Below are 18,373 nucleotides of genomic sequence, written 5' to 3' on the forward strand. Positions count from 1 at the left end.
CTCAGCGAGAGAGAAGACAGTCATGTCCACACAGAACATCGTGCTGATCACGGGCGCATCCAGCGGCTTCGGAGCCCTCACCGCGCGTGCGATCGCGCGCTCGGGCGACGTCGTCTACGCCGGGATGCGCGAGACAAACGGTCGCAACGCGCCGGCCGTGCAGGCCGCCGCCGACTGGGCCACGGAGCATCGCGCCGACCTGCGCGCGATCGAGCTCGACGTCAATGACGTCGCCTCGGTCGAGACGGCGGTGCGGCAGATCCTCGCCGAGCACGGTCGTATCGACGTGCTCGTCCACAACGCCGGACACATGGTCGTCGGTCCCGCCGAGGCCTTCACGCCCGAGCAGCTCGCGGAGCTGTACGACGTCAACGTGCTCTCCACGCAGCGCGTGAACCGCGCCGTGCTGCCCGGGATGCGGGAGCGGGGCGAGGGCCTGGTCGTCTGGGTCGGCAGCTCGAGCACCCGCGGCGGCACCCCGCCCTACCTCGCGCCGTACTTCGCCGCCAAGGCGGGCATGGATGCGCTGGCGGTCAGCTATGCCGCGGAGCTCGCGCGATGGGGAGTGGAGACGTCGATCATCGTGCCCGGATCCTTCACCCGGGGCACGAATCACTTCGCGCACTCCGGACGGCCGGCCGACGCGGATGTCGAAGCGGCCTACGAGACCCGCTACGCCGGCCTGATGGAGCAGGTCGCGACGAAGCTGGCCGCGCTCGCGCCGGCGGACGCCGACGCGTCGATGGTCTCCGACGAGATCGCCCGCGTTGTGGCGCTGCCGCGAGGCGAGCGCCCCTTCCGCGTGCACATCGACCCGGCCGACGACGGATCCGAGGCGGTCTCGTCAGTCGCGGATCGCGTACGCGGGGAGTTCCTCACCCGGGTCGGGCTCGACGACCTCCTCACGATCACACGATGAGCATCCCGCCCCGCGGCGAGGGGTGCGCCGCCCCCGCACGGGCGCGCCCCTCGGCGCGGGCGCTCGCACCGAGCCTCGTTAGAATTCACACGGATCCCCGACCCCCGAGGAGAGCTGTGTCCGAGCAGGAAACGCCCCCGCGTCGCGGTCGCGGCCGGCGCCCCGCAGACGAGGTGCGCACGGACGTCTACAACGCGGTCGGGGAGCTCCTGCTGTCCGAGGGCATGGCCGACCTGACCTTCGAACGCGTCGCGCGCATCGCCGGCGTGAGCAAGACGACGCTCTACCGCTGGTGGCCGAGCGTGGGTGTGCTCGCCCTCGACTGCTACAAGCACGCGGTCGAGACGCGCTTCGCCTTTCCGGACACCGGCGACATCCGCACGGATCTCCTCACGCAGATGACCTCCTTCGCGGACGTCATGACGCACACCCCGGGCGGACGCATCCTGGCCGAGCTGATCGGGGCGTCGCAGACCGACCCCGAGCTGTCGGCGACCTACCGCGAGCTGTACTCGTCCGAGCGCCGCGCGCTTGCCGTCGCCCGCCTCGAGATCGCTCAGCAGGCCGGCCAGATCCGGGAGGGCGTCGACCTGCGTGTGCTGGTCGATCAGCTCTGGGGCGCGATCTACCACCGCGTGCTCATCCCGGACGAGCCGGTCGACGAGGCCTTCATCACGGCGCTGGTCGACAACCTGCTCGGCGGCGTCGCGCCGCGCTGAGTCTCGCCCCTCGCCGAGCCCCGCGCCACGCCGGGCCGCCCGGCAACACACCGATCCCGCGAGCACACACCCGGCAGGATGTGGTCTCGCGGGATCGATGTGCCCTCGCGTGAAGACGGTCAGACGAGCACGTCCTCCAGTCGCGCGTAGCTCGTCTCCATCCCATCCGTCATGCCGGTGGCGAGCACGGTCTCGCGCATCTCGGCGCTCGGATACGTGATCACCAGCGTGAGCAGCGTGCCGCCCTCGACGGGCGTGAGGGTCAGCTCGTTGCGGGCCGGATCTCCGGGCATGCCGATCATCGACTCCGTGGTGACCTCGCGGTGCGGCGGCTCCGATTCCAGCAGTTCGCCCTCGAAGCCGAACCCATCGGATCCGTCCTCCCGGGTCCACTCCTGGCGGAAGCGCCCGCCGACCTCCGGGGCCTGTTCGGCCACGGTCATGATCCAGCCGTCGGGGCCCTTGAGCCACTGCTTCATCAGCTCGGGCTCGTGGTGCGCCCGCCACACCTGATCGACGGATCCGCGGATCACCCGGCTCACGCGCACCTGGGTGTCGCCGATCAGCTGGGCGGCGACAGGCAGCTCGGCGGCGAACGAGCGCAGGTCATCGAGCACGGCGTCGATCTGGCCCATGGCCGCCTTCGTGCCCTCTTCCATCCCCATCTCGACGAGCTGCTCGAGCGCCTCGAGCGAGGGGAACGTCGCGACCGTCACCAGCCGCGAGCCGCCGTCGGTCTCCTCGAACCCGAAGGTCATCACCGTCAGGGGCAGGTCGGTGTTCAGCGTGCCGTCCTCGCGAGCGAAGCCGTCACGCACGGTGAACGAGCGCCCCTCGTCGACGGCGTCGAAGAGCCACAGGCCGCCGGCCCGCTCGCCGTCCGGACCGGTCATGTAGTAGTGCGACTCGCCGCCCTCGAACACGTCGTGCCGCGTGAAGGTGGCGGGCCACTCGGGCGGACCCCAGAAGCGCTCGATCTGGCGCGGGTCGACATAGGCGTCCCAGAGCCGGCGCACGGGCACCGGGAAGTCGGCCGTGATGGTCATCGTCAGGGCGTCGAGGTCCTTCTCGACAGAGGTGAGAGGCATGGGTGTCTTCCTCGGTTGATTCGGTCAGTCGTGTCAGTCATCGGTGAGCAGCTCGTCGAGGCGCGTCATGCGGCCCCGCCAGATCTGCTCGAAGCGGTCGAGCAGCGCCTGGGCGCGCTTGATCCGCTCCGGATCGCCGCGGACGATGCGTTCGCGGCCCTGCGGGTGCTTCGTCACAAGACCCGCCCCTTCCAGCACAGCGACGTGCTTCTGCACCGCCGCGAAGGACATGTCGTAGGCGGCGGCGAGCTGCGACACCGTCGCCTCTCCCTCGAGGGTGCGGCGGAGGATGTCGCGGCGCGTCGCATCGGCGAGTGCCCGGAACATCCGGTCGATCTCGTCGTCGGTGAGCTCAGTTCGTACAACCATTTGGTTGTACGATAGCGCATCCCGAGGCGATGTCAACAGGGTGTTTGTCGGAAGCGTGCCGTGCCGCGACATCCGGTCACCGCAGGGGACGGAAGAACTCGCGCAGGTCGCCGACGAGCACCTCGGGCACCTCCATCGCGGCGAAGTGACCGCCGACCTCGTGCTCCTTCCAGAACACGATCTGATCGTTGTCGCGCTCGGCGAACACCCGGATCGACCGGAAGTCGTTCCTGAAGATCGAAACGCCCGTCGGCGCGTGGTTGATGCGCGCGCCGACGCCCTCGCCGGCGTTGAACCGCGCGTCCTCCTTGTACTGGCGCGCCGACGAACCTGCGGTGTTGGTGAACCAGTACAGCGAGACGTGGGTGAGGATCTGGTCGCGGCTGAGTTCTGTGGGCCGGTCGAACGTCGCCATCAGCTCGTTCCAGGCGAGCTGACCTACCGGAGAGTCGGCAAGGGCGTGCGCGATCGTCTGCGGCCTGGTCGACTGCAGCGACGCGAAAGCCGAGATCTCGCCGAAGTTCTTCAGGATCTCGAGCGCCTCGAAGTCCTTCGGGCCGAGCTGCTCGAACTCGGCCGGGTCGCCGCTCGGGAAGGAGAACAGCTGCAGCACGTGGGTGCCGACGAGCCCGTCGGGCGCGAGGATGCCGAGTTCCCGACCGACCAACGATCCGCCGTCACCGCCGTGCGCGCCGTACCGGGCGTAGCCGAGTCGCTTCATGAGCGTGTCCCACGCCGCCGCGACACGGGCCGACCCCCAGCCGGCCTCGGTGACCGGCCCGCTGAAGGTGTAGCCCGGGAAGCTCGGCACCACGACGTGGAAGGCGTCCTCCGCGCGGCCGCCGTGCGCGACCGGGTCGACGAGCGGGCCGATCATGTCGACGAACTCGCGCGAACGATCCCGGCCAGCCGTGCGTGAGCACGATCGGGAAGGCGTTCGGCTCGGCAGAGCGCACGTGCAGGAAGTGGATCGGCTGCCCGTCGATCGTCGTCATGAAGTGCGGGAACGCGGTGAGTCGCGCCTCTACGGCGCGCCAGTCGAACTCGTCACGCCAGTACTCGGCCATCTCGCGCACCTTGGCAAGGCTCGCCCCGTAGGCCGGGTCGCCGCCCGGAACCTCGGTCGTGTACCTCGTGCGGGCGAGACGGTCGCGCAGGTCGTCGAGATCCGCGGCGGGGATCGAGAACGTGAACGGGCTGACCTGGTGGTCGCTCGCCTCGGTGGTCGGAAAGGGGGTCTGCAGGGTGCCGGTGTTCGGCTCGTTGTTCGTCATGCCCGTACGGTAGGAACCAATGCGGAAGACGAGCTTCCGCGAAACGAGGCGTCCGTGAAACAGACCGCGACACGTGTGCTGCAGGTGCTCGCGCTCCTGCGGCAGCGGCCCGACTGGTCGGCGACGGAACTCGCCGTCCGAATGGATGTCTCGACCCGCACGATCCGCTCGGATATCGGGCGCCTGCGCGAGCTCGGCTATGTCATCGACGCCACCAGCGGACGAGGGGGCGGCTACCGGCTCGACCGCGCCAGCGACCTGCCGCCGTTGATGCTCGACGACGATGAGGGCATCGCCGTCGCCATCGCGCTGCACCAGGTCACCTCGAACGCCGTCGCCGACATCGACGCGAGCGCGGCCCGGGCTCTCGCGAAGCTCGAGCACGTGCTGCCACGCCAGCTGGCCGATCAGGTGAACGCGATGACCGTGGCGACGGCACCGCGGACCCGCGACCGTGGGCCGAGCGTCGAGGCCCCGACGCTCGCCACGATCGCCCAGGCGGTGCAGCGCGCCGAGTGGCTGAGGTTCGAGTACACGCCGTTCCAGGGCGAGGCCTCGCTTCGACGCGTCGAGCCGCACCGGCTCGTCAGCTGGGGCCGACGCTGGTACCTCGTGGCCTTCGACCTCGAACGCGACGACTGGCGCAGCTTCCGCGTCGACCGCATGGCCTTGCGCCCGCCCACCCGGCGACGGTTCGAACCCCGGGGCCTGCCCGCCGACGACGTCGCGGCCTACGTGCTGCGGGGCGTCGCCTCGGCGGGGTGGCGGTTCAGAGCCCGGGTACTCGTGCACGCGCCGGCGACCGTCGTCGCCGAGAAGATCGATCCCTCGGTCGGCCTCGTCGAGGCGATCGACGACAAGAGCTGCGTCTTGATCACCGGCGCCGACCACCCCATGACGGTCGCGGTGTACCTCGCCCTGCTCGACGAGGACTTCACCGTCGACGGCCCCGCGGAACTGACCGAGGCGATTCAGACGCTCGCCCGGCGATACGCGACAGCGAGCACGCAGCGCAGGGAGGCGCCCGGCGCCGCGGAATCAGAATCCCGGGATCGGTGACGACAACCGTGGAGGCGCGGCGATTGATGCCGAGTTCACGCGGAGCATCCACTGGTCGCCGCGTGCCCCGCGTCCCTACGCTTGAAGGATGACCGGAGTCACCACATGAGCGTGCACCTGCTGGGCGGCGGGGCGCTGGAGCCGACGGACGCGCCCCTGTACGCGCCGTTCGTCGCCGAGGCGACGGCCCTCGCCCACGCGAACGGACGAAAGACGCCCCGGATCGCCGTTGTGTCGATCCACCCGGGCGGCCCGGAGAGGGCCGAGGTGCTGGTGCGCGTGCTCAGCGCGGCGGGCCCCATCGAGGCCCAGGTGACGAGTTCGCTCGGGGGAGAGGCCCTGCCACTCGCTGCCGTGACGAACGTCGACGGGATCGTCATCGGCGGCGGCATCGTGGAAGACGTTCGGGCGGGCCTCGCGCCGCTGTTCGACGAGCTGCGCGGGAAGGTCGGGGAGGGTGTGCCCTATCTGGGCGTCTCGGCCGGCGCCATGGTCGCCGCGCGCCACGCCCTCGGCGGCGGCACCCGGATCGGCGGGAGGCCCGTCTGCCCGGAGGATCCGGATGATCCGGGTCCCGAGCTCGAGGTGCAGGACGGCATCGGCCTCATCGAGCCCTCGATCGACGTGCACGTCGCCCAGCGCGGCACGCTGTCGAGGCTGGCCGCGGCCGTGGAGTCGGGACTCATCGGCGGTGCGCTCGGCATCGACGAGCGCACCCTGCTCGTCATCGACGACGGGCGGCAGAGCGTCTCCGGCAGCGGCAGCGTATGGCAGGTGCAGCAGGGTGACGGCGGTGCGCTGATCTCGACGACGCGCGCCCGCTGATCCGGATCAGGATCAGCGCGGGTCGCTCACGCGCACCACGGCGTCCCAGCGGCGGTGCGTGTTCTCCTGGCCGATGAGCCGCCAGACGGCGCGCGTCAGCTCGGGGTACTCCTGGGCGATGAGGCGCAGGAGACGCTGGTTGCGGGCGTGCGTGGGGCGCAGTCCGCCGTCGGCCTCGATGTGCTCGGCACGCAGCGTGAAGACGACGAGCTCGTCGACGGTGGGCAGATCCTCCATGAACTCCCAGGGATCCTCGCCGCCGCGCAGGCGCTCGTGCACCAGGGCGGCGAGCTCCTCGGCCGCCTCCGCGCGCAGCACCTCGACGCTCGCGCGTCGCTGGGGCAGGGAGGCCGGATCACTCACCCGACAAGGCTACGCGCGTGCAGCAGGGGAGGGGCCGTAAGAGGCGGAGCTACCGCCGCGCGGAGTACATCAGCTCGGGACGCCCGGCGTGGCCGTAGCGCGGCTCGCGCGCAGCGAGACCCGCCTCCACCAGGCGCTCGAGGTACCGGCGCGCGCTGACGCGCGACATCCCGAGCTGATCGCCGAGCTCGGCAGCGGACACCGGTTGACCGTGTGCCTCGAGCGCCGACGCGACGCGTTCGAGGGTGAGCGGAGAGACGCCCTTGCGCGCACCGGCCGAGGCGAGCGCGTCGCGGCGCATGAGCTGGTCGACGGCGGTCTGGTCGAGCTCGGAACCCGCCGCCAGGGCGGAGTCGCGCTCCAGGGTGCGCCACACGTCGTCGAGGCGCTCGTGCAGCGCCTGCATGGGGAAGGGCTTGACGAGATAGTGGTGCACGCCGTGGGCACGGGCCACGCGCACGGTCTCGAGGTCGCGCGCCGCGGTGACCGCGATCACCTCCACGCGCGATCCGGACACCCGGGCCCGCCCGAGCACCGAGATGCCCGACATGTCGGGCAGGTAGACGTCGAGCAGCATCACGTCGGGCTCGAGCTCGGCGAGCGCCCGGAGGGCCTCCGAGCCGGTCGACGCGACGCCTACGACCTCGTACCGCGGATGCCGCTCGACGAACCCGCGCGTCACGTGTGCGACGGCGAAGTCGTCCTCCACGATGAGGCACCGCACCTTGCTCATTACCGCACCTCGCTCATGACCGCACCTTGCTCATGACCGCACCGCTCGTTCCGCCCCGGCCCCCGGCCCGACGGGCGAGGGCAGCCGCACGACGAACCGGGCGCCGCCGGCCGGCGAGGTCTCCACCCCGACCCGGCCGCCCAGTCGCTCGACGATGCGCGACACGAGCGTCAGGCCGTATCCGCGCTGCATCGCCCCGTCCTTCGTCGAGTAGCCGAGGACGAACACGTCCGCCCCCTCCGGCACGCCGGGGCCGTCGTCGTCCACCGCGATCTCCAGCCCGTCGGGCGACCCGACCACTCTCAGCTGCACCCGCCCTCCGCGGCCCGCGGCGTCGATCGCGTTGTCGAGCAGGTTCCCCACGACGGTGACGAGATCGGCGTCGTCGCCGGCGCCGGCCGGCAGCAGCGAGTCGTCCGAGATGGTGAGCGCCACGCCCCGCTCGCGGGCCCGCGCGCGCTTCGCCAGCAGCAGCGCGGCGAGCTCGATGTCGCGGATGCCGCCGTGCCGGTCAAGGGGATGCGCGTCGAGCCGAGTGATCGCCCCGCCGTCGCCGCTGCGCTCGATCACGCGCATGGCGGCATCCGTCTCGCCCAGCTCGATCAGGCCGCCGAGGGTGTGCAGGGTGTTGGCGAACTCGTGCTGCTGCGCGCGCAGGCCCTCGGCGAGGCTCTGCGCTCCCGCGAGCTGCTGCAGAGCGTGGTCGAGCTCGGTCCGATCCATGAGGATCACCACGGCGCCCACAAAGCGCCCGTCGACCCGCACGGGCGCCGCCCGGGCCACAAGCACCCGCTCTCCGGACAGCACAAGCCGCTGGGGCGCCTCTCCGCCGTCGTGGCGCACCTGGTCGACCAGCGCGGCCAGATCCTGCTCCAGCAGCTCGTCCACCGCCGTGCCCACCACGCCGGCGGGCGAGTCGAGGCCGAGCAGGCGCGCGGCGGCGTCGTTGCAGAGCGACACCCGCCCCTCCTCGTCGAAGGCGATGAGTCCCTCGCGGATGCCGTGCAGGGTCGCCTCGCGGGTCTCGAGCATGCCCCTGATCTCCTCCGGCTCGAGTCCGTAGATGCGACGGCGCACCATCCGCGCCGTGAAGGTGGCCGCGACCACGCCGATCACCGTGGCGGCGCCGAGCGCGATCGAGAACCCCGTCATCTCGCCGAGGAAGTCGGCTCGCAGCTCCGACTCCAGGATGCCCACCGACACCTGTCCCACCACCGCGCCGTCCGTGCCGAAGACCGGAACCTTGACGCGCCACGACTCGCCCAGCGTGCCGGTCTGCGTACCGGTGTAGATCTCGCCCGAGCGCACCGCATCCGGATCGGTCGACACCCGCTCTCCGATGAGGCCGGGGTTCGGATGCGAGAACCGGATGCCTTCGGCGTCGCTGACGACCACGTAAGCGACATCCGAGGACTCCCGGATGAGCTCCGCGATCGGCTGGATCACGGCGGACGGATCCGGATCGTCGAACGCCTCGGTGACGGAGGGCAGCTGTGCGACCGACTGGGCGACGGCGATCATCCGATCCTGCGATGCCTCGCGGATCTGACGCTCCTGCATCCACATCGCCGAGAGACCGACCGTCACCACGATCACGAGCACGATGACGACCTGCAGCAGCACCAGCTGCGTGCGGAGCGTCATCGCCTTCACCACCGCTTCATCGTAGGTCGACGCGGTTTCACGTCCCACGGCCGTGGCGGGACCGTAATGAACGAAACCTTCCGTTGCGACCACAAGCCGCGCGACGTCGCCCCGCCTCCATACGCTCCGGAGATCAGCGGCACCGTCGCCGCGCACCTGTCGGACTCGAGGAGGAGCCCACATGTCACAGCACACCGTCTTCCGCGCACGCCCCCACCTGCGCCTCACCGCCTTCGCCGCCCTCGGTGCGGCGGCCCTCGCCCTCACCGCCTGCGCCGGCGGCACGGGCGCCGGATCCACTCCCGGCGGCGACGGCGGGGGAGAGGCGAAGCCCGCCGCGATCGACGCGGTCAAGGTCATCGCCCCGGCCGACCCCGGCGGCGGATGGGACCAGACCGCACGCGCCCTCGCCCAGTCGCTCACCGATGCGAAGCTCGTGAGCTCGGCGCCCGTCAGCAACATCGGCGGCGCGGGCGGCACCGTGGGCCTTGCCTCGCTCAAGACCGAGACCGATCCGAACACCCTGATGGTCACCGGCAGCGTGATGGTCGGCGCGGTCGAGACCAACCAGTCGGAGGTGCGGATCGAGGACATGACCGCGGTCGCGAAGCTCACCGAGGAGCCCCTCATCGTCGTGGTGCCCCCGGACAGCGAGTACGACAGCATGGAGGACTTCGTCGAGGCGTGGGCGAAGGCCGGCGCCGACATGGCCGTGACGGGCGGGTCGGCCGGTGGCATCGACCACATCCTCGCGGGCATGCTGCTCACCGACGCGGGAGTCGACTCGGCCGATGTGCCGGACACCCTCAACTACATCGCCAACTCGGGTGGCGGCGAGGCTCTCACCATGCTGCTGGGCGGCCAGGTCGACGCCGGCATCTCGGGCGTCGGCGAGTTCGCCGAGCAGATCAAGGCGGGCAAGCTCAAGGCTCTCGCGGTGTCGTCGGCCGAGCCCGCCGAGCTGCTGCCCGACGTGCCGACGCTCGCCGACGAGGGCATCGACATCACGCTCACCAACTGGCGTGGTCTGCTCGCCCCCGGCGACCTCGACGACGCCCAGGTGAGCGCGCTGCAGGATCTGGTCACGCAGCTGCACGAGAGCGAGTCCTGGACCGCCACCCTCGAGGAGAAGGGATGGACCGACGCCTTCCTCACGGGCGACGAGTTCACCTCGTTCCTCGAGAGCGACATCGCGACGACGCAGGACACCCTGCGCACCATCGGGCTCATCGAGTGATGTCCGAGCCGCAGCCGATCACGCGCCCCGGGGAGGTCGTCGCCTCCCCGGGCTCCGGGCCGTCCCGGGAGCGCCGGATCGGGGAGCTCGCCTTCATCGGCGTGATCCTGGTGTTCTCGATCGTGGCGCTCGTGATGACCGGGTTCATCCGCGAGCCGGCCGGATCATCGAACGTGCTCGGCGCCCGCGTGGTGCCGTACGCGGTGAACGGGCTGATGCTCGTCGCCTCGATCGGCGCCTTCATCGCCGTGCTGCGCGGCGACGTCGGGGCCCCCGACGAGGGGGAGGACATCGATCCTGATGCCCCCACCTCGTGGCGCACGGTGGTGCTGGTGGCGCTAGCGTTCGCCTCGCTCATCGTCACCATTCCGCTTCTCGGCTGGCCGGCCGCCGTGACGATCCTGTTCACCGGCGCCTCTCTGGCCCTCGGCTCCGGTACGTGGTGGAAGGCGCTGCTGATCGGTCTCGGCCTCGGTGTGCTGACGCAGGTCGTCTTCGGCACCCTGCTGGGCCTGTCCCTCCCGCCGTTCGGCGACGTTCTTCCGGGGGTGTTCGGTGGATAGCCTGCAGCTGCTGATGGACGGCTTCGCCACCGCCCTGCAGCCCCAGTACCTGCTCTACGCGTTCATCGGCGTGCTGCTCGGCACGGCCGTGGGCGTGCTGCCGGGCATCGGCCCCGCCATGACCGTGGCGCTGCTGCTGCCCCTCACGTACACGCTCGATGTGACCAGCGCGATCATCATGTTCGCCGGCATCTACTACGGCGGCATGTACGGCGGATCGACCACGTCGATCCTGCTGAACACCCCCGGCGAATCGGCATCGATCGTGACCGCGCTCGAAGGCAATCGCATGGCCCGAATGGGCCGTGCCACCGCGGCTCTCGCGACCGCCGCGATCGGATCCTTCATCGCCGGCACGATCGCCACCGCGCTGCTGACCCTGTTCGCGCCCTTCATCGCCGACTTCGCGATCACCCTCGGCCCCGCCGACTACTTCGCGCTGATGGTCGTCGCCTTCCTCACGGTGGGTGCGCTGATGGGAGGCTCGCCCCTGCGCGGGCTCGTGTCGCTCTCGGTGGGCCTGTTCCTGGGGCTCGTCGGCACCGACACGCTCACGGGCCAGGCGCGTTTCACGTTCAACATCCCGAACCTCGGCGACGGGATCGACGTGGTCATCATCGCGGTCGGCCTCTTCGCCCTCGGCGAGGCGCTCTATGTGGGGTCTCGGATGCGCCACGGCGAACTGCCGATCATCCCCGTATCGGGCAGCTGGCGCAGCTGGATGAAGAAGAGCGACTGGAAGCGCTCGTGGAAGCCCTGGCTGCGGGGCACGTTCATCGGCTTCCCGATCGGATCCATCCCGGCGGGCGGCGCGGATGTCGCGACGTTCCTGTCGTATGCGACCGAGAAGAAGCTGGCGAAGGAGCCGTACCGTCGCCAGTTCGGCAAGGGCGCCATCGAGGGTGTCGCCGGCCCGGAGGCCGCGAACAACGCCGCGGCTGCGGGTGTGCTCGTGCCGCTGCTCACGCTGGGCCTGCCGACCACCGCCACCGCGGCGATGATCATCACGGCCTTCACCACGTACGGCATTCAGCCGGGGCCGCTGCTGTTCCAGAACCAGCCGGCCCTGGTGTGGGCGCTCATCGCGAGCCTCTACATCGGCAACATCGTGCTGGTGGTGCTGAACCTGCCGCTGGTGGGCATGTGGGCGAAGGTGCTGCGGATCCCGCGTCCCTACCTCTACGCGGGCATCCTCGTGTTCGCGGGCCTCGGTGCGTACGCGGCGAACTTCACGGTGTTCGACATCGGCGTGCTGCTGGTGCTGGGTCTCGTCGGGTTCTTCATGCGCCGGCATGGCTTCCCGGTGGCGCCGATGGTGGTCGGATCCATCCTGGGTCCGATGGCGGAGGAGCAGCTGCGCAAGGCGATGGCGATCAGCCAGGGCGACCCGTCGTACCTCGTGCACAGCCCGGCGTCGATCGTCATCTACGCCTCGCTTGCCGCGCTGCTCGTCGGCGGCTTCTGGCTCAAGCGCCGCCAGGCGCGCTACGAGGCGTCGATTCCCACGGTGGACACCACGGCCATCCGCACGGTCGACGCGGAGGTGAACTCGTACGACCGCTGATCCACCCCTCGATCGCTCGCCGCACCGGCCGAGCGCGAAGAAGGCCCCGAACCCCTGCGGGTTCGGGGCCTTCTTCGTGGGATCAGTGGTCGCGCAGCTTGGCGATCAGCTGGTCCTTCTTCAATCCCGAGTAGCCCTCGATGCCGAGCTCCTTGGCGCGCTTGCGCAGCTCGTCGACGGTGCGATCCTCGTAGTCCTCCGCTTCGCCGCCACGGTGTCCTACGGCGCCGCGACCGTCACGAGCGGCGGCATTCGAGATGCGGGCCGCCTTCTCCTTGGAGTTTCCCTCGTCGCGCAGCTTCTCGTAGAGCTCTTCGTCCTTGATGCTGCGGTTCGGCATGTCAGAACCCCTTTCCTCCTGTCACGGGCAGCACGGCACCCGAGGTGTAGGTCGCCTCTTCGCTGGCGAGGTACACGTAGGCTCCGGCGAGCTCGGAGGGCTGTCCCGCCCGGCCCAGGGGAGTGTCGCCTCCGAAGTCCTTCACCTTGTCGGCGGGGAAGCCTGTCGCGGGGATCAGCGGCGTCCAGATGGGGCCGGGAGCGACGGCATTGACCCGGATGCCCTGGGGCCCCAGGTCCTCCGCGAGGGCCTGGGTGAAGGCGACGAGCGCCGCCTTGGTCATCGCGTAGTCGATGAGGCCGGGGGAGGGGGCTGAGGCCTGGATCGAGGCGGTGACGATGATCGACGAACCCTCGCTCAGGTGCGGCAGCGCCTCACGGGCGAGGACCATCGTCGAGACGAGGTTCGTGCGGAAGGTCTTCTCGATCTCCGACACGGGCAGATCCTTCACACCCTCGCGCTGGCGCTGGTAGGCGGCGTTGGGGATCAGGATGTCGATGCCGCCGAGCTCTTCCCGCGTCTTGGCCACCACATCGATGCAGGCCTGCTCGTCGGTGAGGTCGGCGGGCAGAAGAAGCGCCTTCCGTCCGGCCTCCTCGATGTACCGCTGGGTGTCCTGCGCGTCCTCTTCTTCCTCCGGCAGGTACACGATGGCGACGTCGGCACCCTCACGCGCGTACGCGATGGCCACCGCTCGGCCGATGCCGGAGTCGCCGCCGGTGATGAGCGCCTTGCGTCCTTCGAGGCGGCCTCGTCCGACCCAGCTGTTCTCGCCGTGGTCGGGCTCGGGGGCCATGGGGTCGGTGAGCCCGGGCTGGTCGGGCTGCTGCTGGGCGGGGAACTGGGTCGTCGTCTCATCGCTCATGCCCCCGACGCTACGGACGCACGCACGCTGGGTGCAGGGTCTTGACATCCCCGCCCTCGGAGAGCAAGCTCCGCCGCCCCCCGCCCCGCCGACCCCTCGCTCGTTGAGCGACCGCAGCGAGCTCTGCGAGCGCAGGGAGTAGAAACGCCCAAGCCCAGCTCGCGCCCGGGCCGCGTGCTCCAGCCCCGCGGGCCGCAACCCGCGAGCTCCAACCCCGCGGGCTCAAACCCCCCGGGCCCGCCCCCCCGCTCGTTGAGCGACCGCAGCGAGCTCTGCGAGCGGCGGGAGTCGAAACGCCCAAGCCCACCGCGGGCCCAACCCCGCGAGCCGCAACCCGCGAGCTCCAACCCCCGGGCCCGCCCCCCGCTCGTTGAGCGACCGCAGCGAGCCCTGCGAGCGCAGGGAGTCGAAACGCCCAAGCCCTGCCCGGGCCCCAACCCGCGGGCTCGACCCCCGGGCTTCGCCGCCGCTCGTTGAGCGACCGCAGCGAGCCCTGCGAGCGCAGGGAGTCGAAACGCCCAAGCCCAGCCCGCAGCCCCAACCCACAGGCGCGAACCCGCGGGCCCGAACCCCCCCGCTCGTTGAGCGACCGCAGCGAGCTCTGCGAGCGCAGGAAGTCGAAACGCCCAAACCCACCGCGGCCCCATCCCGCGGGCTCCACCCCGCGGGCCGTAGCCCCAACCCCTCGCTCGTTGAGCGACCGCAGCGAGCCCGGCGAGCGCAGGGAGTCGAAACGCCCCAGCCTCCCCCCGGGCCCCAGCCCGCGGGCGCGACTCCCGCGCTCGAAGCCCCCGCTCGTTGAGCGACCGCAGCGAGCCCTGCGAGCGCAGGAAGTCGAAACGCCCAAGCCGATCCGCGCCCCACCCCGCGGGCTCGAACCCCGCGGGCCGCAACCCGCGAACTCCAACCGCGAACTCCAACCCGCGCCACGCTGGCACGCGCCCCGCCTGCCCCCTCGCTCGTTGAGCGACCGCAGCGAGCCCTGCGAGCGCAGGGAGTCGAAACGCCCTACGCCAGCTCAACGCGTTTCGACTCGGTCGCGGGCTCCCTCGCTCAATGAGCGCGGGTGGTCACGCTCCACGCGGGCCACACCCCACCCGACGCCGTACGCCAGCTCAACGCGTTTCGACTCGGTCGCAGGCCCCTCACTCAACGAGCGCGGGGTGCTCACCCCGCGCGGGGCCACCCCCGTCCCACGCCCAACGCGGCTCGACGCGTTTCGACTCGGTCGCGGGCTCCCTCGCTCAACGAGCGCGGGTGGTCACACTCCACGCGGGCCACACTCCATCCGAGGCCCTACGCCAGCTCGACGCGTTTCGACTCGGTCGCGGGCTCCCTCGCTCAACGAACGGGGTGATCACAGCTCACACGGGCCACCCCTGTCCACGCCCTCGCCCGACGAACGCGGTGGCCATACCCACGCGGCCCAGCCCACCCGACGCTCTACGCCAGCTCGGCACGTTTCGACTCGGTCGCAGGCTCCCTCACTCAACGAGCGCAGTCATCACAGCTCACGCGGGCCACCGCTGTCCCGCGCCCCGAAACACCCCAAACCACCGGCCCGCAACACAAAGGGGCCGATGTTTCACGTGAAACATCGGCCGCCTCGAGTCGGTTCAGGCTCCGTAGCCCTCTTCGCCCAGCTCCGAGAGGATGCGGTTGAGATCCTGGATCGTCGCGAAGTCGATCTTGATCTGCCCCTTGCGCGAGGTGAGGTCGATCTTGACCTTGGTGTTGAGGCGGTCGCCGAGGCGCTCCGACACGTCGTTGAGGAACGCCCGGCGCGCGCCCGCCTTGGGCTTCGGGGCCTTGCTGGCAGCGGTGCCAGACTCGGCCGTGACGACCTTGGCGGCGGCCTCCGCGGCGCGGACCGAGAGATCCTCGTTCACGATCTTGTCCGCAAGCTTCTGCATCGCGTCGGCGTCCTGCAGCGACAGGATCGCGCGCGCGTGACCCGCGCTGAGCACTCCCGCGGCGACACGCTGCTGCACGGGGACGGGCAGGCGCAGAAGGCGGATGGTGTTGCTGATCTGCGGACGAGACCGTCCGATCCGCTTGGCCAGCTCCTCCTGGGTGGTGCCGAAGTCCTCGAGCAGCTGTTGGTAGGCCGACGCCTCTTCGAGCGGGTTCAGCTCAGAGCGGTGAAGGTTCTCAAGCAGCGCATCGCGCAGGAGATCCTCGTCGGCGGTGTCACGCACGACCGCGGGGATCGAGGTCAGTCCGGCTTCGCGCGAGGCGCGCGTACGGCGCTCGCCCATGATGAGCTCGAATGTGCCATCGCCCTTGTCACGCACAACCACGGGCTGAAGCACACCGAACTCGCGCACGCTGTGCACCAGCTCGGCAAGGTCCTCCGGGTTGAAGTGCGTGCGCGGCTGACGCGGGTTCGGCACGATCTTGTGCGGATCGATGTGGACGAGCCTCGCACCCGGCACTGCGAGAAGTTCCGCCTCCGCGGCGGCCTCCGCCGCCTTATCGGCTGCCTCCGCCGCCTTCTTGGTTGGCGCCCCGGGGAAGAACACGTCGACCGGGCGCTCCGATCCGGAGTCTGCCGTCGGGATGAGCGCGCCGATGCCTCGCCCCAGTCCTGTTCGCTTCGCCGCCATCAGGCTTCCTCTCCATTGGATCCACGTCGCACGATCTCCACCGCGGCCTCGCGATAGGCGATCGCGCCCGCCGAGTTTCCGTCGTACGCGATGACCGTCTGCCCGAAACTCGGGGCCTCCGAGATCCTCACCGATCGGGGGATCATCGTCCTCAGCACCTCCTGCGAGAAGTGCTCGCGCACCTCGTCGGCCACCTGCTGGGCCAGCTTCGTGCGGCCGTCATACATGGTGAGCAGGATGGTCGAGAGGTGCAGCTTCGGGTTGAGGTGCTTCTGGATCATCTTCACGTTGCCGAGCAGCTGGCTCAGGCCTTCGAGGGCGTAGTACTCGCACTGGATCGGAAGGAACACCTCCTCCGCCGCGGTGAAAGCATTGATCGTGAGCAGTCCGAGTGAGGGCGGGCAGTCGATCAGGATGAAGTCGAGCGGCTGCGCGAGGGAGGCCAAGTACTCGTCGATGGCGGTCTTGAGTCGCTGTTCGCGTGCCACCTGCGTGACGAGTTCGATCTCCGCCCCGGCAAGGTGGATGTTGCTCGGCGCACAGAAGAGGAGTTCGCTCTCGGGACTCTGCTGCACCACGTCGTCGAGAGGGAATCCATCGATCAGCACGTCGTAGATGCTCGGCACATCGGCGGAGTGGGGGATGCCCAGGGCCGTGGACGCATTGCCCTGCGGATCCAGATCGATGACCATCACGCGACCACCGAGCGACGCGATCGCGGCCGCGATGTTGACCGTCGTTGTGGTCTTGCCCACGCCGCCCTTCTGGTTCGACACCGTGAGGATTCGGGTGCGACCAGGGAAAGAAACCTCGACGTTCGCCAGCGCACGTCGGCGAGCCGAGAGATCGGCCAGCTCACGAGCGAGAGGGGTGTCGTCGGGCAGTGAGAACGAGGCCGTCTCGGACTGTTTCACGTGAAACACTCTTCCCTTCGGAGCGGTGGGTGAATCCACTCTAACTGCCGCATCCGACACCGCCGCGTGTCGCCGCGGCGCGACACGTTTCACGTGAAACATCCGCACGACCCACACCCGTCATGCCGACGTTTCACGTGAAACATCGGCCCCCGCAACCGGATATGCGGCTCCTGACCGCCCTCACGCAAGCAAGCGCAGCGCCCCCGGAGCCACCTCGACGCGCACGGGCAGGGTGCCGATACGCTCCCCATCGCCGTACACGGCCGGCCAGTCGGCGGGGGCGTCCGAAGACTCCATCGTCACCGTGCGCGCGCGGACGGCGCGTAGGTCTTCTGACTGCAGATGCTTGCCAGCGATCATCAACGGAAACAGCTTCCCGGCCGTGAGTGCACCGACATCTCGCGCGAGGATCAGGTCGAGCAGACCGTCATCGAGCAGGGCGTCGGGTGCGACCCGGATACCGCCCCCGATGGTCGAGGTGTTGGCAGCCGTGACCAGTGCTCCGCGGCTCTCCCACCTGAGGTGATGCTCTCCCGCGACCGCGGACGATTCGATCATCACGCCCGGGAATCGCTCCAGCCCAGCGCGTAGTGGGGGAGTGAGGTCGACGCCCTCCACCTGCAGGCGGTAACCCCACGATCGATACGACAGGATCTCCCGCACCGCGGCAACAACATACTTCGATGCTCCCTTGGGGAAGCGCATCCGGTTCGCGCGGGCATTGACGGCCGCGTCCAGCCCCGCGGACACTGCCCCTGCCACCCATCTCGGTGCACCCCCCTCTACACCCGCACCCTCCACCCGCAACAAGTCCAGCGAGCGCGGAGCGGTGCCGTCGACCACGCGGCGCATCACCGCGGCGATGGCGTCGGCGGGCACGAGCGGGACTCCCGTCGCCGCGGCGAAGTCGTTACCCGTGCCGACGGGGATCAGGCCCAGCGGAACGTCAGTCTGCGCCACGGCCTGCACGCCGAGATGGACCATGCCATCACCACCGACCACGACGAGTGCGTCGATGTCGCGCAGTGCGCCGCGCACGTTCGAAAGCGCGACGTCGGCGCTCAGCGCGGACAGTCCGACGATCTCGCAGCCGGCGTCGACGACCGTTCGCGCGAAGCTCGCGCCGACTTCTTTCGCGGTGCCGCCGCCGGCTGCCGGATTGACCACCATGCCGATGCGTCGCACGTTCACGTCCCCACGCTACCGGCCCGTTTCACGTGAAACACGCACATAGAAGCGGGTACCCCAGTGCCACTCAATTGACCCGCGTTTTGCACGAGCAAACGCC

18 protein-coding genes and 1 pseudogene are annotated in these 18,373 nt (G+C 70.0%); 7 read left to right on the forward strand and 12 right to left on the reverse strand.

The window, feature by feature from the left end; genetic code table 11:
- The first annotated feature begins 22 nt into the window (after window positions 1–22).
- Window positions 23–919 carry an SDR family oxidoreductase gene (locus J5V96_RS00185; protein WP_208499244.1) on the forward strand — a complete coding sequence of 299 codons (897 nt, stop codon included), beginning with the start codon at window positions 23–25 and terminating at the stop codon, window positions 917–919.
- Window positions 920–1,035: 116 nt separating this feature from the next.
- Window positions 1,036–1,638 carry a TetR/AcrR family transcriptional regulator gene (locus tag J5V96_RS17180; RefSeq protein ID WP_307793061.1) on the forward strand — a complete coding sequence of 201 codons (603 nt, stop codon included), beginning with the start codon at window positions 1,036–1,038 and terminating at the stop codon, window positions 1,636–1,638.
- Between the two features lie 119 nt (window positions 1,639–1,757).
- Here the strand turns inward: J5V96_RS17180 and J5V96_RS00195 are convergent, their stop codons facing one another.
- The 4 genes and pseudogenes from J5V96_RS00195 to J5V96_RS17320 form a co-directional block, all read right to left on the reverse strand.
- On the reverse strand, window positions 1,758–2,726 hold the full coding sequence (locus J5V96_RS00195) for an SRPBCC family protein (RefSeq protein ID WP_208499248.1): 969 nt from the start codon (window positions 2,724–2,726) through the stop codon (window positions 1,758–1,760).
- 33 nt (window positions 2,727–2,759) lie between these two features.
- A complete protein-coding gene (locus J5V96_RS00200) occupies window positions 2,760–3,095 on the reverse strand; it encodes an ArsR/SmtB family transcription factor (RefSeq protein ID WP_208499250.1) in 336 nt (111 codons plus the stop codon).
- Window positions 3,096–3,171: 76 nt separating this feature from the next.
- The gene (locus J5V96_RS00205) at window positions 3,172–3,972 is read right to left on the reverse strand and encodes an alpha/beta fold hydrolase (protein ID WP_307793515.1); all 801 of its coding nucleotides are present in this window, start codon (window positions 3,970–3,972) and stop codon (window positions 3,172–3,174) included.
- Window positions 3,973–4,042: 70 nt separating this feature from the next.
- Window positions 4,043–4,369: pseudogene (locus J5V96_RS17320) on the reverse strand (epoxide hydrolase N-terminal domain-containing protein); the annotation flags it as partial.
- A 54-nt stretch (window positions 4,370–4,423) separates the two neighbouring features.
- Here J5V96_RS17320 and J5V96_RS00210 point away from each other — a divergent pair.
- Both J5V96_RS00210 and J5V96_RS00215 read left to right on the forward strand, forming a co-directional pair.
- Entirely contained in the window at window positions 4,424–5,428 is a 1,005-nt protein-coding gene (locus J5V96_RS00210; RefSeq protein WP_307793062.1) for a helix-turn-helix transcriptional regulator, read from the forward strand.
- Between the two features lie 105 nt (window positions 5,429–5,533).
- Window positions 5,534–6,253 carry a Type 1 glutamine amidotransferase-like domain-containing protein gene (locus J5V96_RS00215; protein WP_208499252.1) on the forward strand — a complete coding sequence of 240 codons (720 nt, stop codon included), beginning with the start codon at window positions 5,534–5,536 and terminating at the stop codon, window positions 6,251–6,253.
- A 12-nt stretch (window positions 6,254–6,265) separates the two neighbouring features.
- On the opposite strand, the gene J5V96_RS00220 is transcribed toward J5V96_RS00215, so the two are convergent.
- From J5V96_RS00220 to J5V96_RS00230, 3 genes are read right to left on the reverse strand one after another with little or no spacing between them, the layout of a single operon-like run.
- Window positions 6,266–6,616, reverse strand: coding sequence for a tryptophan synthase subunit alpha (locus J5V96_RS00220; protein WP_208499254.1), 351 nt, complete (start codon window positions 6,614–6,616; stop codon window positions 6,266–6,268).
- A 49-nt stretch (window positions 6,617–6,665) separates the two neighbouring features.
- Window positions 6,666–7,349, reverse strand: coding sequence for a response regulator (locus J5V96_RS17185; RefSeq protein ID WP_208499256.1), 684 nt, complete (start codon window positions 7,347–7,349; stop codon window positions 6,666–6,668).
- Between the two features lie 30 nt (window positions 7,350–7,379).
- Entirely contained in the window at window positions 7,380–9,005 is a 1,626-nt protein-coding gene (locus tag J5V96_RS00230; protein WP_307793063.1) for an ATP-binding protein, read from the reverse strand.
- 169 nt (window positions 9,006–9,174) lie between these two features.
- On the opposite strand from J5V96_RS00230, the gene J5V96_RS00235 reads away from it, so the two are divergent.
- The 3 genes from J5V96_RS00235 to J5V96_RS00245 are packed head-to-tail and all read left to right on the forward strand — an operon-like array spanning window position 9,175 to window position 12,357.
- The gene (locus J5V96_RS00235; RefSeq protein WP_208499258.1) at window positions 9,175–10,230 is read left to right on the forward strand and encodes a Bug family tripartite tricarboxylate transporter substrate binding protein; all 1,056 of its coding nucleotides are present in this window, start codon (window positions 9,175–9,177) and stop codon (window positions 10,228–10,230) included.
- Window positions 10,230–10,793 carry a tripartite tricarboxylate transporter TctB family protein gene (locus J5V96_RS00240; RefSeq protein WP_208499260.1) on the forward strand — a complete coding sequence of 188 codons (564 nt, stop codon included), beginning with the start codon at window positions 10,230–10,232 and terminating at the stop codon, window positions 10,791–10,793. The genes J5V96_RS00235 and J5V96_RS00240 overlap by 1 nt, the downstream gene beginning before the upstream one ends.
- Window positions 10,786–12,357, forward strand: coding sequence for a tripartite tricarboxylate transporter permease (locus J5V96_RS00245; RefSeq protein WP_208499262.1), 1,572 nt, complete (start codon window positions 10,786–10,788; stop codon window positions 12,355–12,357). The genes J5V96_RS00240 and J5V96_RS00245 overlap by 8 nt, the downstream gene beginning before the upstream one ends.
- 82 nt (window positions 12,358–12,439) lie before the next feature.
- Here J5V96_RS00245 and J5V96_RS00250 read toward each other — a convergent pair whose 3' ends face one another.
- From J5V96_RS00250 to J5V96_RS00270, 5 genes are all read right to left on the reverse strand, one after another.
- Window positions 12,440–12,697, reverse strand: coding sequence for a DUF7218 family protein (locus tag J5V96_RS00250; protein WP_208499264.1), 258 nt, complete (start codon window positions 12,695–12,697; stop codon window positions 12,440–12,442).
- A gap of 1 nt (window position 12,698) precedes the next feature.
- Entirely contained in the window at window positions 12,699–13,562 is an 864-nt protein-coding gene (locus J5V96_RS00255; RefSeq protein WP_208499265.1) for an SDR family oxidoreductase, read from the reverse strand.
- Between the two features lie 1,616 nt (window positions 13,563–15,178).
- The gene (locus J5V96_RS00260; RefSeq protein WP_208499266.1) at window positions 15,179–16,168 is read right to left on the reverse strand and encodes a ParB/RepB/Spo0J family partition protein; all 990 of its coding nucleotides are present in this window, start codon (window positions 16,166–16,168) and stop codon (window positions 15,179–15,181) included.
- On the reverse strand, window positions 16,168–17,082 hold the full coding sequence (locus J5V96_RS00265) for a ParA family protein (protein WP_372439920.1): 915 nt from the start codon (window positions 17,080–17,082) through the stop codon (window positions 16,168–16,170). Before J5V96_RS00265 ends, J5V96_RS00260 begins: the two co-directional genes overlap by 1 nt.
- A 183-nt stretch (window positions 17,083–17,265) precedes the next feature.
- Window positions 17,266–18,276, reverse strand: coding sequence for a diacylglycerol/lipid kinase family protein (locus tag J5V96_RS00270; RefSeq protein ID WP_307793064.1), 1,011 nt, complete (start codon window positions 18,274–18,276; stop codon window positions 17,266–17,268).
- Window positions 18,277–18,373: the final 97 nt, after the last annotated feature.

Origin of the sequence: Microbacterium stercoris (assembly GCF_017592545.1) — a bacterium.
In the GTDB taxonomy this organism is placed as follows: domain Bacteria; phylum Actinomycetota; class Actinomycetes; order Actinomycetales; family Microbacteriaceae; genus Microbacterium; species Microbacterium stercoris.

What these genes read in the sequence shown, in the direction of transcription:
- J5V96_RS00205 (WP_307793515.1), bottom strand. Translation starts at nt 3,972, where the DNA reads ATGATCGGCCCGCTCGTCGACCCGGTCGCGCACGGCGGCCGCGCGGAG.
- J5V96_RS00260 (WP_208499266.1), bottom strand. Translation starts at nt 16,168, where the DNA reads ATGGCGGCGAAGCGAACAGGACTGGGGCGAGGCATCGGCGCGCTCATC.
- J5V96_RS00195 (WP_208499248.1), bottom strand. Translation starts at nt 2,726, where the DNA reads ATGCCTCTCACCTCTGTCGAGAAGGACCTCGACGCCCTGACGATGACC.
- J5V96_RS00185 (WP_208499244.1), top strand. Translation starts at nt 23, where the DNA reads ATGTCCACACAGAACATCGTGCTGATCACGGGCGCATCCAGCGGCTTC.
- J5V96_RS17185 (WP_208499256.1), bottom strand. Translation starts at nt 7,349, where the DNA reads ATGAGCAAGGTGCGGTGCCTCATCGTGGAGGACGACTTCGCCGTCGCA.
- J5V96_RS00215 (WP_208499252.1), top strand. Translation starts at nt 5,534, where the DNA reads ATGAGCGTGCACCTGCTGGGCGGCGGGGCGCTGGAGCCGACGGACGCG.
- J5V96_RS00240 (WP_208499260.1), top strand. Translation starts at nt 10,230, where the DNA reads ATGTCCGAGCCGCAGCCGATCACGCGCCCCGGGGAGGTCGTCGCCTCC.
- J5V96_RS00200 (WP_208499250.1), bottom strand. Translation starts at nt 3,095, where the DNA reads ATGGTTGTACGAACTGAGCTCACCGACGACGAGATCGACCGGATGTTC.
- J5V96_RS00250 (WP_208499264.1), bottom strand. Translation starts at nt 12,697, where the DNA reads ATGCCGAACCGCAGCATCAAGGACGAAGAGCTCTACGAGAAGCTGCGC.
- J5V96_RS00255 (WP_208499265.1), bottom strand. Translation starts at nt 13,562, where the DNA reads ATGAGCGATGAGACGACGACCCAGTTCCCCGCCCAGCAGCAGCCCGAC.
- J5V96_RS00235 (WP_208499258.1), top strand. Translation starts at nt 9,175, where the DNA reads ATGTCACAGCACACCGTCTTCCGCGCACGCCCCCACCTGCGCCTCACC.